This is a genomic window from Prosthecobacter sp. (assembly GCF_044227185.1).
Taxonomy (GTDB): Bacteria; Verrucomicrobiota; Verrucomicrobiia; order Verrucomicrobiales; family Verrucomicrobiaceae; genus Prosthecobacter.
Window position 1 is genome coordinate 20199 of sequence record NZ_JBGAFO010000001.1, and the last position, 16269, is coordinate 36467.

Genomic DNA, 16269 nt, shown 5'->3' on the forward strand with positions numbered 1-16269 from the left:
CGCCCTTTCAGGGCTGGCATGTGGCGGAGCGAGATGGCGAAAGATGCGATGATCCTAGAAACGGAAAGATTGCAGCCTACGGAATACACGGAACAAACGGAAAATCAGACAAAGCCCGAACCTTGACGGCTCACCTTTGGAGTGGTCGGCTTGGGAAGACTTTTCCCCAGTATTCCGGGTGTTCGGCAGGCTATCTATTCTCGTTTTTAGGATGATTCGTGCGGCCGATCTTTGAGAGGCAGGTTTGACGACGTTCAGCGAGGTTGATCCTTCCATTGCGGCTGAGTGCCTCTCAGCTCACGAGTGGCGTGGGCAGGCGTGATTGACGATTGATGAGCCATCGATTTTTGAAGTGCGGATCGGCACCGGGTTCACTTCGATTCCTTTTTCTTGCGGCGGAAGGGGTGGAGGAACTGCTGCCAGTAGCCGGGGGGGACGGGGTGGCCGGAGATGCCGTAGCCTTCGGGCCAGCGGTTGTTTTCGGGCATGTGGTGGGTGCCGAAGAGCTTGTCGAAGAGGGGGAAGTGGATGGCGAAGTTCACATCGATGGCTTCTTTTTCGATGCCGTGGTGCCAGTGGTGGAAGCGGGGGGTGACGAAGTATTTTTCGAAGAAGGGGAGCCGCCAGCCGAGATTGGAGTGGGCGAAGGTGGCGAAGAGATAGACGACGAGGACGTAGGCGTTCACGGCGGTCTGGCTGAAGCCGAGGAGGATCATGGGAAAGACGGTGGCGCCGCGGAGGACGAGGATCTCGAAGAAGTGCATGCGGGCGCCGGCCATCCAGTCCATGCTCTGGGCGGAATGATGCACGGCATGGAAGCGCCAGAGGGCGGGAATGCGGTGAAAGAGGCGGTGGACCCAGTACTGCACGAGGTCGGTGAAGAACATGATGGCGAGAAGCTGAACGAGGAAGGGCAGCGCGGCGACCCAGGCGCGGAGATCCGCCCATGAGGTGTGCTTGAAGAGGGTCTGCGCGGGCATGAAGCTGAGCCAGGTGAGGACCTGAACCATCATGCTGCTGACGAGGTAGTAGAAGAGGTCCTCCCGCCATTCCTGGCGGAAGATGCCCTGCTCCGTACGGTGAGGAAAGAGGGTTTCCAGAGGGATGAAGAGGAAACCGGTGAAGAGGAGGCGGAGAATGAAGAAGTCGAGACCGAAGTAGAGCGGGGTCAGGTCCGGAGCGACGGCGCTGGCGGAGGAGCCGCCGAAGGTGACGGCGAGGAGGGTGGCGATGATGCCGGTGAGGCCGAGGGCCTTGCCGGGGCGGAGGACGAGATTGAGCAGGGAAAAGCCGAAGGCGAGCACCATGAGGACCAGCATGCCGGTGCGGAAGGCGGTGCTGCCGATGAGCGCGGCGTTTTCCTTCATGGTGAAGACGCCAGGGAAGCGCATCACCACCACGGCTCCGAGCGCGGCGAGGCCGAACATCATGCCCAAAACGCCGCTGATCCAGCCGCTGCCGAATTTTCTGAGGGCGGGCGGGGCCTCCAGCTCACGGCGGATTTTGAGACGGGTTTCGTGGAGGGGATTCATGGGGGCGATTTTAATATTGCTTGGTTTGATTACAAGAAGGCCAGGGCGGTGATCCGGCGGTTTTCGGCAATTATCGGCTAATGGAGAGGAAATATTCATCGCTTCCACATCCGGCGGTGTCACATTTAACGTATTCCAACCAACCATGACTGCTTCATTCGGCCAGATGCTCACTGCAGCGCGTGAAAAGCGCGGCTTGTCCATCGAGGACGCCGCACATGAGACGCGAATCCCGGCGCAGCGGCTGCGCTTTATGGAGTCGGGCAACATCGCCGCATTTGGCAGCCTGACCTATGCCCGGTCTTTCATCCGGCAGTACAGCGACTTTCTGGGGGTGGACGCCTCCACGATGCTGGAGGAGCTGCCTGAAGGGGTGCTGGGAGGGGAGCGAGACTACCGGTACCTGACGCAGTCCCACGGGCCGTGGCTGCGGGAGTCGGAGACGAGCGTCGAAAGGATCGCGGTGCCCGCGGCAGGCCGGGTGCGGTCGATCAAATCTCCGCTGCCGGCGGCGATCGCGGTGTTTATTTTTGTGCTGGCAGGCACGGCGATGTGGGGAAAACATGTGGCGGAGATGCGCAGCCAGGTGGAGCCTGCCGCGCTGAAGGCGCTGCCGGTGGATGACGATGAACCGCCGGTGCCGGCGCCGGCGCCCGTGGCATCCTCCCCGGGCGCGGTGGGAGCGGCGAATCTGAAGACAAAACATGTGGATTTTCCGGGGGGCCGCCCTTAAAGCTAGTCCGGTGGACTGAGACTCACAAAATGCCCGCGACCAAATCTACTCCTGCAAAATCCCTCTGGTGGCTCGAAACCCTGCTGTGGTCCGTGGCGATCCTCACCGGCGTGGGGGTGGCGGCGTATGTGAACGAGACGGCGCGCGAGATCGTGGCCCAGGGGCTGGCGTATTTCTTCACCTTTTTCTCCACCCCGTTTGTGCTGGAGAGCAGCACGGCGTTTGTGGGCCTGTGCATTGTGATGTTCATCAACAACCGCCGGATCGAACGTGAGGGCGACGGGTGGGTGGAAATGGAGATCGAGGTGCCTGCGACGGTGGAAGAGCCGGGCGCAGGGCAAACGCCTAGTGACAAAGGTTCCAAGGTCTGAAGTCTGGCTGGCCTTCAGCGCGTACCTGTTTCACCCTTCGGACCCGCCGAATGTGAACCTGACGCCTGCATGACTTCCGCCACGCCTCCTGCCAGCCCTCCCCCCGTGAATCATCACGGGCTGCGTGTGGTGGCCGCGGGCAAATTTCTGCAACTGGCGGACGGCAGCGCGCACTTCATGCGCGGGGTGAGCTACGGGCCGTTCAAGCCGAACGCGCGCGGGGAGCCCTTTCCTGAAGACGAGCGGCTGAAGGCGGACCTGAAGCACATGGCGGAGCTGGGCTTCAACACGGTGCGGCTGTATGAGCCGCCGACGGAAACGGTGCTGAACGAAGTGGAGGCGCTGGGCCTGCGGCTGATGGTGGGGATCCCGTGGACCGAGCATGTGGACTTCCTTTCCGACCGTGCGCTGTGCCGGAAGATCAAGGCGCAGGTGGCGGCGGTGAGCACCCGGCTGCGGGAGCGCACCTGCATCACCGCGCTGCTGGTGGGAAATGAGATCGAGAAGACGCTGGTGAGGTGGATGAAACCGCGAAGGGTGAGGGCGTTCATCGAAAGGCTGATCGACACTGCGCGCCGGCATGCGCCGCAGACGCTGGTGAGCTATGCAACGTACCCTTCCACCGGGTATCTGGTGCCGCGAAATGCGGACTTCATCGGTGTGAATGTGTACCTGGAGGAGCAGGCCGCCTTCAGCGCGTGCCTGGCGCAGTGGCAGAACCTGGCGGGGAACCAGCCGCTGGTGATCACGGAATTCGGCCTGGACGTGGCCTCGCACGGCGTGGAGAAGCAGAAGGAAGTGATGCGATGGCAGCATGAGTGCCTGCTGAGCGGCGGCTGCGCGGGAGGGGTGTGGTTTGCCTACACGGACGAATGGCACCGGGGGGGGCGTGACATCACCGAGTGGCAGTTTGGACTGGTGGACCGGGAGCGAAAAGAGCGGCCGGCCTGCGCCCTGGAGCGGGAGCTGGCGCCTGCTCTGCCGCCGCCCGCCGCAGCGCCGCGAATTTCCGTGGTGGTGTGCACGCACAACGGGGTGGCGACGCTGCGGCAGTGCCTGGACTCCCTGGTGGCGCTGCGCTACCCGGATTTCGAGATTCTGGTGATCGACGACGGGTCGCGGCAGCCCATCGCGGAGATTGCCAAAAGTTATCCGCAGGTGCGCTATGAGCTGCAGGAGCATGCGGGGCTGAGCGTGGCGCGCAACCGGGGCGCGCAGCTCGCGAGCGGGTCGATTATTGCGTACACGGACGACGACTGCATCGCGCATGCGGAGTGGCTGCTGCACCTGGGCCATGCGTTTGCGGACGAGGGAGTGGCGGCGGCGGGCGGGCCCAACATACCGCCGAGGGCGAGAAACCGGATCGAGCATGTGGTGGCGGCGGCGCCGGGAGCACCGGCGCATGTGCTGCTGGACGACACGGAGGCGGAGCATCTGCCGGGGTGCAACCTGGCGATCCGTAAGGAGGCGCTGGAACTGATCGGCGGATTTCAGGAGGAGTTCCGAAGGGCGGGAGATGACGTGGACATCTGCTGGCGGCTGAGAGAGACGGGCAGGCGGCTGATGTTTGTGCCAGGAGCGATGGTGTGGCACCACCGGCGCTTCAGCATCCGGGCGTATCTGACGCAGCAGTTTGGGTATGGGCAGGCGGAGGCGCTGCTGATGAAGAAGCACCCTGAACGCTTCGGCGTTCTGGGGGGCGCGCGCTGGCGCGGTGGCATTTATGGGGACCAGCATCCGGCGGACTATCCGGTGGAGGGCAGCATTTTTCATGGTCCGCTGGGGCTGGGAGCCTTTCAGGTGATCTACTCGTCCTCCAGCTTCCGATGGTGGGAGTGGTTTACGGGGCTGCTGTGGGTGGCGCTGCTGGTGGTGGCGCTGGTGGCGCAGCAGCCGTGGGTGGCGCTGGGGCTGCTGACTTTTGCGCTGTGGGCTGCGTGGCAGGTGAGCGCGCGGAATGCGGCCGCGGGACGGATCCGCGGGCTGCGGGACAGGCTGCTGCTGTGGTGGCTGAGCTTTCTGCAGCCGATGGTGCGCGAGTGGGCGCGGCTGCGCGGGATGGCGACGCTGGGGGCCAGGCCGAGCCGGCACCCGCTGCTGCCGGACATCATGCCGCCCTCCCGGCCGCACAAGGTGACCTTCAGCCTGGGGACGCTGAGCTTCTGGAGCGAGACGGGCACCACGCGGGAGGCCTGGCTGCGAGAGCTGCGCAAGGTGCTGCGGGCCGCGCACATCATCTTTCGCGAAGACGACGGCTGGCGGTGGTTTGACCTGGAGGCGTGGCCGTGGGCGGAGGTGTCCCGCGGATTTTTGAGCGTGACGGAATTCCATGCGGACGGGCGCTGCCTGACGCGGGTGCGGCTGCTGCTGCGGGTGCGGCGGAGCCTGGGGTGGAACCTGCTGCTGTGGCTGATCGTGGCGGCGATTTTGATGGCGGCGGGCCTGCACACGCTGCTGGTGCTGGGCGCGCTGGCGGCGCTGGCCGTGGCGGTGCTGGTGCCGCTGGGAGTGTGGCATGTGAGGCGTGAGATGAGGAGGCTGGCGAGAGCGGCGGCGGTGAATGCGGGGCTGGTGGAGGTGAGGTAGAGGAGTGTTTGGTTGTCGGAAGCAGGAGTTGTTTTTGGTGGAGTGCCGCACATGGGAGCTGGCGGCACAGGCCTGCGGCGAAACACGCTGGAGGCGCTGCTGATGGGTGGCGTGGTGGAGCGGAGTACGCGGTTTGCTTCCGGATTTGCCTGCGGCAACCCTGGGGAGCCCTCGCGGAGGGGAGCGGCCTGGCTTGCGCCCGGGCCTTGTTTGAAAACGGGGCGCAGAGGAGCAGTCTCGCTGCGCGAGGGAGACTGAGCGCTTTCGCAATGGCGGGGGAATGGCCGAGCACGGCGGGCCTCGGGCAAGGCGTGAGCGCTGGGTTCATCTCGCGGAGCGAGATGGCTACTTTGGTCGCGGCTTCGCCGCTCCGAGCTGGTGCTCAGCGCTTGAGGACGCTGGCGGCGCCGAGCCAGAGGAGGATGGGGACGATGGCGCTGAGGGCAAAGGCCCAGGCGGGCTCGCTCTGGCCGAGGTGGCCGATGGCGGCGAAGACGAAGCCGGTGGGAATGGAGCCGCAGGCGAGAGCGGGGAGGAAGACGCGCCAGCGCATGCTGGAGAGTCCGGCGAGGCAGGCGATGGCCTCCGGCAGCACGGGCATCCAGCGGGAGAGGGCGACGAGCCAGCCGCCGCGGCGCTCGAAGATTTCCTCTCCTTTGCGCAGGCCTTCGGCACCGGCGATCCAGCCTGCGGCGCGGCGGCCGAGCCAGCGGCAGGCAGCGTAGGCGATGATGCCGGAGAGCATGGAGCCGGCGGCGCTGACGAGGCCGCCGAGCCACCAGCCGTACATCCAGCCCAAGGCGGACATGACGACGGTGGAGGGCACGGGCAGGGCGATGTCTGCGATGAGCAGCAGGATGCCCGCGGCCCAGGCCCAGGTGCCGTAGCCTTCCATCCACTTTCGCGCGCCTGTGAGGCTGAGGGTTTGATCAAACTGCGCGCCCCAGATGATGAAGGGCACGATGATGCCGGCGAGGATGAGGAGGGTGAGGATGAGGAGCGAACGGCTGCCGCGGGTCATGCGGAATAACACAGCAGGGCTTGGGGGTCAGGGCAAGGGCAAGGGCGGGGAGTGGGGTGATGGCATCATCCGTCGAAAAGGGGGTGGTCGAGAAGTGAGCGCCGCCTTCTAAGATCCGGAATGCCGTGTGGTGGAGGACGGCGTCTGAGTACGGCGGCGCGCTGTGATTGTGGCGGCGGGACGATGAGGCGCTGATGGAGAGCGCGGTGTGGTCGAGGAAGCGGTGGCTTTGCTTTCCGGAGAAGGTGCGCACTATCCAGGGATGGCGCTCGCTACGCGAGCTGATCCCTGGCTACCGGCTGTGATCTCTACGGGATCATTGACCGCCATGGAGCACCGTTAGAGCCGTGGTACTTAGAGAGGGAGAAAAAGCATCTGCATACGATCCGAAGCAGAGAGCGTGATTCGGCTGATCAACCGGGACTGTGGGTACGAAGGAGGGAGGTGGGAAGCTTGGTGCCTCGGTCTGCGCGCGTGCCGCACACGGAGTGTGCGGACCACTTCGCGGTGGGATCAGGGGCGGAGGGGGGCGGCTTTTTCGACCATGCCGGGAGCGCGCTGACCGGGGCCGGGGCGATTGAAGTCGCCGAGGTCGGCGCGGGCTTTTTCGGCGAGCTGGGTGAGGCGCTGCACGATTTCGGGATGCTGCGCGGAGGCCTCGTTTTCTTCACTGAGATCGTGGCGGACATCGAAGAGCTGAAGCGCGGAGGGTTCGCGCTTGGTGCTGAGGTTTTTGAATTTGCCGTCGAGGGGCAGGTAGAGTTTCCAATCGCCGGCGCGCACGGCCTGGAGCTGGTCCATGCGGTAGTAAAAGAAGCCGTCGTCATCCCAGGGGGAGCGGGTGCTTTTTGCGTCGAAGAGAAGGGAGGAGATGTCGTGGCCGTCGATTTTTGCGGATGGCAGGGGGGCGCCGGAGAGGCTGGCGAAGGTGGGGAGGAGATCCATGGTGGAACAGAGGGCGTCATTCACGGCGCCGGCGGGAATGTGGCCGGGCCAGCGCATGATGCAGGGCATGCGCATGGCGCCTTCGGAGGTGTCGTAGCCGAAGCCGCGGTAGGGGGCGTTGCTGCCCTGAGGGGGAGTGCGCCTGACGGCGCCGTTGTCGGAGGTCCAGACGATGAGGGTGTTGTCCGCGATCTTCAGACGCTGGAGTGTGGCCATGATTTCGCCGGTGCTCCAGTCGAGCTCCTCCACGGCGTCGCCGTAGTCGCCATTCGCGCTTTTGCCGCGAAAGTTCTCGCTTGAGAAAGGGTGTGCGGTGGAGCCGGGCATGGTGTGCGGCAGGTAGAGGAAGAAGGGGGTGGTGGCGTGCTGCTCGATGAAGCGAACTGCTTCCTGGGTGCAGCGCTGCACGAGGTGATCGCGGTCGGCGGGGGCTGCGATGACTTTTTCGCCGCGCATGAGCGGGAGATCCGGCCAGAGGTCCGGCTTCTTGTCCTTGGTCATGTCATCGCTGTAGGGGATGCCGAAGAAGTCATCGAAGCCCTGGCGGGTGGGCAGAAACTCCGGCTGATCGCCAAGGTGCCATTTGCCGATGGCCATGGTGGCGTAGCCGGCGGTTTTCAAGACTTCGGCGATGGTGGTCTCCGAGGGGTTGAGCCCTTTGCGTGCGACGGGCTGGAGGACGGCGCCGCCGGTATCGCTGACGTGCATGCCGACCCGGCGGGGGTAGCAGCCGGTCATGAGGGCGGCGCGGCTGGGAGTGCAGACGCCGCTGGCGACGTAGAAGCTGGTGAACTTTGTGCCTTCGGCGGCGAGGCGATCCACATTCGGAGTGCGGTGGAGTTTGGAGCCGAAGCAGCCGAGGTCGCCATTGCCGAAGTTATCGACGAAGATGACGATGATGTTTGGCTTCTCCGCGAAGGCGCTGACAGAGGAGAGGAGCAGGAGGAGAATGAAAATGGCTTTCATGGGATGAGGTGCCTCATGCCTCACGCCAAGGCAATGAGCAGAGAGAGTGCTAAGGTGAGCCGGGAAATGGATTGGCGCTGAGGCGCAGCAGGGCCTCGCGCCGGAGCAGGCTCCCCTGCCCTGACGGCGCCGCGCGCATGGCGCCCATGAGAAGGCACCCGCCGAAGACCAGGATGCATGCGCCCAGCCAGCGTGCGGAAAGCACCCAGCGGGAGGCGCGGCGAGTGTCAAACAAACGCTGCAAGCGGACACGCAGGCCGGAGCGGCGGGCAAAGGACATGGCGAGGGCTGGCATGGGGGCGTGGGTGGCATGAGCCAGGAGCATTTCCCCATACTCACGGGGGCTGCAGGCCGTGGCGGCGGCGGCATCGCAGCAGACTTCGGACTCGGCCTCATAGATGCCGCATAGGAAGTGCATGGCGGGATTCCACCAGAAGCATGCGCGCACCAGCGCCGCGCAGAAGCGGTGGAGGCCATCGCCCTGGCGGGCATGCTGAAGCTCATGCCGCAGGGCCGCACGCAGGGTGGCTCCGGGCCAGGAAGCCGCGGCGCGCGGCAGCAGGACGCAGGGACGCAGCCAGCCGGCCATGCAAGGACCGTGGACTTCATCCGAGAAACGCACGTCCACGCCACCCTCCACATTCAGCGCAGCCGCGGCCGCCGCACGGACCATGCGGAGGACGAGGGAGGCCTCCCGCAGCATGCGCAGAAGCAAGAGCAGGCTGCCCGCGGCCCAAAGGGCGGCCATGATGGAGGTCCAGAGGCCCGATGAAGGCTCGATGCTTTCAGGAATCTGCACATCAGGCATGATTCCCTCCGGCAAAGGAACGCACAGCCATGGGACCACCCACAGCCCCCACATGCCCAGCAAGGCCAGACGGCGCCGGGCCTGGGGATGATGCGCCGGAACCACCAGCACGGCGGAGCTGATCATGGCGGCCCACAGGGTGGCTTTGAGGGCGATGGCGATCCAGAAGGAGCTCATGGCGATGAGGGCTTATTGAATCAGGGGCGCGCTTGATCGTCGAGCAATTTCCGGATGGCGGCGATTTCTTCGGGCGGGAGCTTGCGATCCCTGGCATCGAGGAGGAAGGCCACGAGCTTGCCGGGGGAGCCGTCAAAGAAGGTGCGCATGAGTTTGCGCAGGGCGGAGTCGCGCGCCTTCTCGCGGGAGATGGCGGGCTCATACACGTAGCGGCGGGATTCGCGGGTGTGCTTGAGAAGCTTTTTGCCGACGAGGATGCTGAGAAGCGCGCGGACGGCGGAGTAGGAGGGGTGGTCTGGCATCTCCTCCTGGATCTCCTCGGCGGTGGCCTTGCCGAGGCGGAAGACAATGTCCATGGCCTGGCGTTCGCGTTTGGAGAGCTGGTCGTCTTTGGCTGCCATGTGCTGAAAATGCTGCATTTGGGGCGGATGGCAAGCGGGGAATGCGATTCGATCATGGCCATTCTTCGTGAGTGGCGAAAAGGGCGGGATACGCGGCAGCAAACATGTGGCGGCGCTGATCATCAACGCTGCTGGCACCCGCCATGTGAGCCAGACACGTTGGATTTGCTTTCCGAAATCTGCGCAGGCATCCCAGGGCGGCGCTCGCTCAGGCTCGCTTGCCCTGGGCTGCGACAGGCCGCCCCTTTGGGGCTAAGAGGTGGTGCGAGTGGCAATATGCCTTGGGCTTGGAGTCCCTGATTCGGAATGCATATTTTTCAGCATTTATGCTTGTCAGGAAATTTAAATGCTGATATTTCTGCATTTATGAACCCAGCCCTACTTCTCCGTTCGTTTGTTGTTTGTTCTGTTTCAGTGGTCGCTTTGATGATGGCGTCATGCACCTCGAATGCACCGGCGCCAGCCCCCCCACCGGTGCTGCCCATGATGGCGGGACCTGTAGCTGCAGGCAGTACCACAGCGGGCAACAGATCGGGCGAACTCGCAATCAGCAGGAACTCGATCGACCACCTGTTATCAACTGGCTCCGCGACTCCAATTCAAGAGCGCCCCGGTCTAGGCACTTCCGCCGGCCAGGAGAGGTATTCTCCGCTGGAGAGCACACGCATGCTGCGCAAATCCGATACACCTGATGTGGTGGACTCGTTTCACTACAATGACGAGGCGGGGGCAAAGACCATGGCGGGAATTCTTGGGAGCAGCCACAGCAAGCACAGCGGTCTTTTTGTGGCGGCCGGAGAACGTCTAAAGGTGGGTCTCGTCCGCTATGGCGAAGTCTTCCCTCACTATGATGTCAACGGGAGCCGCATCGTGGTCGGCCAAAACGGCAGCCACTACTCGGTCAGGCTCGAAAACCGCACCAAGAAGCGCATCGAAGTCGTTTTGAGTGTGGATGGCATGAACGTCCTGACCGGGAAGGCCGCAAGTCCAAAACAACGGGGCTACGTTTTGAATCCCAAAGAAACCTACGATGTCGATGGCTTTCGCAAAAACGACACGACCACGCGGGCATTTGTCTTTGGCAGTGTGGCGCGCTCCAAAGCAGCCGCCAGTGGAGGAGCGAGCAATGTGGGCGTGATCGGGCTGGCGGTGTTTGAAGAAGATGAGGCGCGGGTGAAAGCGGAGCTGCTGAAGGAGCAGCAGGCGCGTGGCGGAGCGAATGCGTTTCCGGGGGCGCGGTGAGCCAGCGGACGGCGAGCAGTCACCAGATGGGCGTGAGCGCATTTGAACTTGTGCAGGGTGCGACGGGTCTGACATCATCCCGTAATTCAATCCGACGCCCATGATGAAGCACTCACCGTCCCCTGCCCGTGCCCTTTGCCGCCTTCTACCGGCAGTGCTGATGCTGGAAGGAGCGTGCCATGGAGCGACCGCAGGCTGGAGCCGTGCTGACTTTGAACGGGAGGTTCTGGTGATCAGACAAAGGGCGGGCGAATACGGGCCTGGAGGAATCGGGCAGCTGGAGAGGCAGTCCGAGCGCAAGCTGAACGCGGACGAGAAACGAGTGTTTGGCCGCAGAGATGACGGCGCGTGGAAGGTGTTCGAAGATGAGTTTGTCCGCTTTGAGGTGCCGGATGATCCGCTGCTGAAAATCGAGCCGCTGCAGCCGCAGGCGCGCAAGCGCATTCAAATCGTGGGAGATGCGGCAAGCAGTGCGGACAACCGCTATGCCAGGGCGTACCGGATGACCGTGAACGGCCTGCCCTACGGGGTGGTACTGCTGAGCGAGGCGGACTGGTTTGATGAGGGCCTGTGCCTGTGCGGACCCATCGTGATGAAACGGCTCGTGCTCAAAGAGGGCACGCTGCTGGAATTCAGCCTGCTGCCGGAAGGACGGGTGAAGAAGGTACAGGCTCTGGGTGCGAAGCACCGTGCGGTGCTGTTTGAGTGGACGCATTCGGCCATCACCCCGGAGGCGTACGCGCGTATCGGCGCCTCCATCCGGCTGGTGAAGGGTTCGGAGAAAACACGTGGGGAATGGATCGAGCTCACCCGGAAAAAGCGGCCCGAAAATCCGGCTGCGCTGATCGGCTGGCTGCAACCGGGCGCGGCTGAGTCCGAGGTGACGGCGCTGCTCGGCGAAGCGAACCGGCGCGAAGGCAACCGGCTGGTGTATGAAGAGGAGCGCTGGGGTGATGATGGCAGCGGTCAGCGCCGCACGATTTCGATTCCACTCAAGAAGGGCAAGCTTTCGATCCTGCCCGAGAACTACCTGTCCTATGAGAATCTACAGCCGCGACAGGGATCCCTGGAATGGGCGAAACGGGTGATCCAGCCTGAACAATATGGTGACAAGGTCTCCAAGATCGACCGGGCCACCGCCCAAATGATTTTTGCCCAGTTCAAACAGCAGGCGCCGACCACGACCAACCGCAGCCACTGGAACGCCTGGTGCCAGGTGCTCCACGATCTGGCGAAGATGGGCCACCGGGACGAGACAGTGGCACCGGTGGTGCGGGAGCGTTTCCTCAGCACCGATCTGGAGCAGCACTACGCGGGCTGGGTGCTCAAAGACTACCGCAATGCCGAGACGGAAGAGCTGTACCGCAAGCGACTGCAGATCGTGCTCAAGGACTGCACTGGCCCCAAAGCTGGAATGAAGACAGATCCTGGTGAAAGCTGGAACCTGCTGAAGTTCATGGAGATGAAAGAGGCGGCTTCGCTGGATCTGCTGCGCGAGACGCTGAAGCATCCGAATGACACTGTGCGCGCCGACGGCTATGGGAGCGGTACAGATCTGCCCCCGGCCGAAGCGCGGCAAGCAGCAAGGCATGCGATCGAGACCGAAGAGAAGGAGCACAACCTCATCATGGCGACTTATCTAATCCGCGACACCGGAACGGCCGGGGATGCGGACTGGCTCAGCGCCGCGAAGGGCCGCTATACCACTCCGGAGCTGCAGAAGAGGTGGCAGGAGGCCATGGAGGAAATCCAAAAGCGCCCTGCCGCCAAAGAGTGAGGTCAAGGCGCGGGAGCCTCCCAGACGACCGCGCCCATGTGGTAGTGAGCGCACTCGGGGGCGGACTTGGAGTAGTAGGCGGTGACGATTTTGCCATTGGCGAGCTGGATGCTGGAGGGGTAGCCGCAGTCGCTGACATTGCTGCGGGCGAGGCGGATGGGGGCGCTCCAGGTTTTGCCGTCGTCGCTGCTGAACTTGGCACAGACGCCGTGCTTCTCAGCGATGCGGATGCCGTAGCTGAGGAGGAGGCGTTTGTCGGCGAGGCGGGTGAGGTGGCCGTTGATTTCATTGCGCGCGGTGACTTTGAGAGGCGGGCCCCAAGTGGCGCCGTCGTCATCGCTGCGGAAGAGCTCCATCTGCACGGTGCGGGCGGCGGCGAGCCAGCTCCTGCCGCCGAGGGGGAAGATGTCGGTCTCATTGTGCGTGGGGCCAATGATGGACTGGGGTTTCCAAGTGAGGCCGTCGTCATCGCTGCGGAAGCACCAGGAGCGCCAGGCTTTGGTCTTGGAGGATTGGCCGGGATTAGCTATCTGGCCCTGATAGGTGGAGGTGCGGAGGGTGCCGTCCTGGGCGGTCCAGATGTCGCCGAAGGGAATGTGCTCGGTCCATTCGGCGGATTCGGTGGCGGGGAAGACATCGCTCTTGGTCCAGGTGCGCCCGGCGTCTTTGGAGCGAAGAACCCATGAGCGCAGAACGGCATCGCGGAAGGGCTCCTGCTTGGGGCGAATGGCCTGCTTGATATTGGTCCAGCCGGAGCAGAGGACGAGGAGGTCGCCGTTTTTGGCGAGCCCGGCGGAGTGATTCATGCGGATGGTGTCCGGCTCGTGCTGGGTGACAGTACTGCGCTTTTCCCACTTCAGGCCGTCGGTGCTGACGTAGCAGTCCACATCTCCCTGCATAGTGCCGTGGCCGGGCTGATTGAAGAGAATGGCGACAATGGTGCCGTCTGGCAGGAGGGTGAGGTTTGGCCAGGCGCAGACGTTTTCGATGGCGACAACGCGCTGCAGCTTTGCGGGCTCAGTTTCCTGGGCGTGCAAACTGACGAGCGACAATGCGAACAGGCAGGCAGCGATGATTTTCATGCGCTACCAACGCCGTGAGCGCGGGGCTCTTTTCTTTACTGACGCTCTGCGACCATGAGGCGGGTGAAGGCGCCGTCGCTGACGTTGTAGTAGATGCGTTTGCTGTCGGCGCTGAAGATGGGGTGCGGGTGATTGCGGCGCCAGGATCTGGCACCGCCGCTTTGCGCGAAGCTTTGCAGGAGGACCCATTTGCCGCCCTTCATGTCTGCGACCTGGATGCCCCACTCACCGTCTTTGCCGCCGACGTTTTTGCTGGCTCCGTCGGTGACCATGAGGGTGCCGTCCGGGCTGACGGACGGATGCGTACCGCTGAGGACGGGGACGTCTTTGAGACGGGCGTATCTGGCGGGATTGTCCGCGACATCGAAGATGATGTTTCCGGCTTCGAGGATGTGCTTGGAATCGGGGGTCCAGGCGGGGTGGCCCCATTGATTGCGCTGCCAGATGCAGGCGGCTTTTTCGAAGTCATAGACGACGGTGCCCTGGCGATGGCTGGCGCCGCTGGACATGTAGTTGTCTCCGCCATTGCCGGCGGAGACTTTGAAGAAAGCGCGCTTCAGATCGGGGCTGAGCACGGGGAAGAAGATGGAGCAGGGCTTGCCTGCGAACTCTTTTTGAAGCCAGTCGCCGTATTTGGACTCGACCTCAGTGATTTTGGCATAGGTGGTGGTCTTGCCGGTGCTGGCGTCCCAGACCTCGAGATCGCGATAGGGGCCGGGATTCCAATGGCAGCCGTACATGGGGACGAGATCGCCCTCGGGCCTGCCGAAACCGACCTGGTGATTTTCAGCGATGACGGTCTTGGCGAGGGTGGCGACATCGATGACGACGACGCGCCATTTTTTGTCGATGACTTCATGATAGGCCACGCGTTTGCCGCCGGAGAGCCACTGCTGGCAGGCGACGCGGTGGGCATCTTCGGTGTGGATGTTGTCGGCGAGGACGGTTTCTTTGCCCGTGGCACGCTCGATCATGCGGATCTCGCCGAGATGGCCCTGAGGATCGGTGGAAGTGAAGAAGAGGACGCGGGTGCCATCCGGGCTTTCCGGATTGGTGAGGTAGTAGCTGTGAGTGGTGTGGCGGCCTTCGATGGGAGAGACGGGCTTGATGGTGACGCCTTTGGACCAGGCGGCGACGGGGTCATCTGCCAAGACAGGGAGAGCCATCAGTGGAAGAAGTGCGGCGACGAATTTCATGGTGTGATGCGGAAGTGAATACGGCCTGGTAAATCAGGCTGTCAACTCGCGCATGACGCGGCCGTGCACATCGGTGAGGCGTTGATCGCGGCCGCCGTGGCGGAAGATGAGCTTTTCATGATCCACGCCCATCTGATGGAGGAGGGTGGCGTGGATGTCGTGGATGTCCACGGGATCGCTGGCGACGGAGTTGCCGAAGTCGTCGGTTTCGCCAAAGGTCATACCGCCTTTGAAGCCGCCGCCGGCCATGAAGATGCTGTAGCCATTCACATGGTGATCGCGGCCGCAGGCGCTGCTGATTCTGGGCGTGTGCGGGGTGCGGCCCATCTCGCCAGCCCAGAGGACGATGGTTTCATCGAGGAGGCCGCGCTGATCCAGATCGCTGATGAGAGCGGCGACGGACTGATCGGTGATGCGCGCATTTTTGGCGTGGTTTTGAAGGATGTGGCCGTGCTGATCCCAGGGGGAGTTGTTGCCATCGAAACTCGGGCAGGTGATCTCCACGAAGCGGACGCCTGCCTCCACGAGGCGGCGCGCACGCAGGGCCTGGGTAGCGTAGAAGCGCTGGTGCTCATCGGTGGAATCCACGCCGTAGAGTTTGCGGATGTATTCAGGCTCGGCGGTGATGTCTGCCACGGCGGGCACCGCGCTCTGCATGCGGAAGGCGGTTTCGTAATTGGCGATGGCGCCGTCGATGACGGAGGAGTCGGAAGCGCCCGAGGCGAAGGCGGCATCCTGCTGTGCGAGAAGGGCGAGTTTGCGACGCTGGATGAGGGCAGCATCGCGTGGTGCGATGTTATCGACCGGAACGCCTTTGGCGCGGACCATGGTGGCCTGATGGCTGGCGGGCAGGAAGGAGCTGCCGAAATTTTCGAGGCCGCCGTTTGGCACCCAGTCGTTGTTTAGAACGACGTAGCCGGGCAGGTTTTGATTCTCCGTGCCGAGACCGTAGGAGACCCAGGAGCCGAAGCTGGGCGCCTGGCCGATGATGCGGCCGGTGTGCAGCAGCAGATTTTGCTGACCGTGCAGCGGGAGCTCTCCGACCATGGAGCGCACGATGCAGAGCTTGTCCGCAACCTCTGCGATGTGAGGAAAGAGATCACTGACCCACAGACCACTCTCCCCGCGCTGGCGGAATTCCCAGGGGCTGCCAAACCAAACACGGCCCGCGTTTGCCTGCGCGCGCTTTGACACTGCGGCGCTGCCGATGGGCCTGCCCTCATGCTTTTTGAGCATCGGCTTGGGATCAAAGGTGTCCACATGACTGGGGCCTCCGTCCATGAAGCAGAAGATGATGTTCTTTGCGCGGGCGCGACGCTGCAACGGGATGCCCGCCATGGCGCGGAGGGCGAGCATGCCAAAGCCCGTGGAGGCGCCTGCCAGAATCTGGCGGCGTGAGCAGAGGCGATGGTCGTGGTCTGGCGGCTGCATG

At 63.5% G+C, this 16269-nt stretch carries 13 protein-coding genes; 5 read left to right on the top strand and 8 right to left on the bottom strand.

The features are described 5' to 3' along the window. Positions 1–371: 371 nt before the first annotated feature. The gene (locus ACILSQ_RS00085; RefSeq protein ID WP_395741521.1) at positions 372–1532 is read right to left on the bottom strand and encodes a sterol desaturase family protein; all 1161 of its coding nucleotides are present in this window, start codon (positions 1530–1532) and stop codon (positions 372–374) included. A gap of 145 nt (positions 1533–1677) precedes the next feature. Here ACILSQ_RS00085 and ACILSQ_RS00090 point away from each other — a divergent pair, with 145 nt between their 5' ends. The 3 genes from ACILSQ_RS00090 (at position 1678) to ACILSQ_RS00100 (ending at position 5222) form a co-directional block, all read left to right on the top strand. After that, positions 1678–2265, top strand: coding sequence for a helix-turn-helix domain-containing protein (locus ACILSQ_RS00090; protein ID WP_395741522.1), 588 nt, complete (start codon positions 1678–1680; stop codon positions 2263–2265). A gap of 29 nt (positions 2266–2294) precedes the next feature. Further along, a complete protein-coding gene (locus ACILSQ_RS00095) occupies positions 2295–2636 on the top strand; it encodes a hypothetical protein (protein ID WP_395741523.1) in 342 nt (113 codons plus the stop codon). 69 nt (positions 2637–2705) lie between these two features. Further along, on the top strand, positions 2706–5222 hold the full coding sequence (locus ACILSQ_RS00100) for a glycosyltransferase (protein WP_395741524.1): 2517 nt from the start codon (positions 2706–2708) through the stop codon (positions 5220–5222). A 382-nt stretch (positions 5223–5604) separates the two neighbouring features. Here the strand turns inward: ACILSQ_RS00100 and ACILSQ_RS00105 are convergent, their stop codons facing one another. The 4 genes from ACILSQ_RS00105 to ACILSQ_RS00120 form a co-directional block, all read right to left on the bottom strand. After that, positions 5605–6243, bottom strand: a complete 639-nt coding sequence (locus ACILSQ_RS00105; protein ID WP_395741525.1) for a TVP38/TMEM64 family protein — start codon at positions 6241–6243, stop codon at positions 5605–5607. Between the two features lie 513 nt (positions 6244–6756). Further along, positions 6757–8154, bottom strand: a complete 1398-nt coding sequence (locus tag ACILSQ_RS00110) for a sulfatase (protein WP_395741526.1) — start codon at positions 8152–8154, stop codon at positions 6757–6759. A gap of 49 nt (positions 8155–8203) precedes the next feature. Next, entirely contained in the window at positions 8204–9139 is a 936-nt protein-coding gene (locus ACILSQ_RS00115; protein ID WP_395741527.1) for a M56 family metallopeptidase, read from the bottom strand. A 20-nt stretch (positions 9140–9159) separates the two neighbouring features. Then, a complete protein-coding gene (locus ACILSQ_RS00120) occupies positions 9160–9540 on the bottom strand; it encodes a BlaI/MecI/CopY family transcriptional regulator (protein WP_395741528.1) in 381 nt (126 codons plus the stop codon). Positions 9541–10206: 666 nt separating this feature from the next. Between ACILSQ_RS00120 and ACILSQ_RS00125 the strand changes: the two genes are divergently transcribed. Beyond that, positions 10207–10782, top strand: a complete 576-nt coding sequence (locus ACILSQ_RS00125) for a hypothetical protein (protein WP_395741529.1) — start codon at positions 10207–10209, stop codon at positions 10780–10782. 100 nt (positions 10783–10882) lie between these two features. Further along, complete coding sequence (locus tag ACILSQ_RS00130) at positions 10883–12559, top strand: hypothetical protein (RefSeq protein ID WP_395741530.1); 1677 nt, start codon at positions 10883–10885, stop codon at positions 12557–12559. A 2-nt stretch (positions 12560–12561) separates the two neighbouring features. On the opposite strand, the gene ACILSQ_RS00135 is transcribed toward ACILSQ_RS00130, so the two are convergent. From ACILSQ_RS00135 to ACILSQ_RS00145, 3 genes are read right to left on the bottom strand one after another with little or no spacing between them, the layout of a single operon-like run. Continuing rightward, complete coding sequence (locus ACILSQ_RS00135; RefSeq protein WP_395741531.1) at positions 12562–13641, bottom strand: sialidase family protein; 1080 nt, start codon at positions 13639–13641, stop codon at positions 12562–12564. Positions 13642–13676: 35 nt separating this feature from the next. Next, on the bottom strand, positions 13677–14837 hold the full coding sequence (locus ACILSQ_RS00140; RefSeq protein ID WP_395741532.1) for a hypothetical protein: 1161 nt from the start codon (positions 14835–14837) through the stop codon (positions 13677–13679). Between the two features lie 33 nt (positions 14838–14870). Further along, the gene (locus ACILSQ_RS00145) at positions 14871–16268 is read right to left on the bottom strand and encodes a DUF1501 domain-containing protein (RefSeq protein ID WP_395741533.1); all 1398 of its coding nucleotides are present in this window, start codon (positions 16266–16268) and stop codon (positions 14871–14873) included. Between the last annotated feature and the right edge of the window lies 1 nt (position 16269).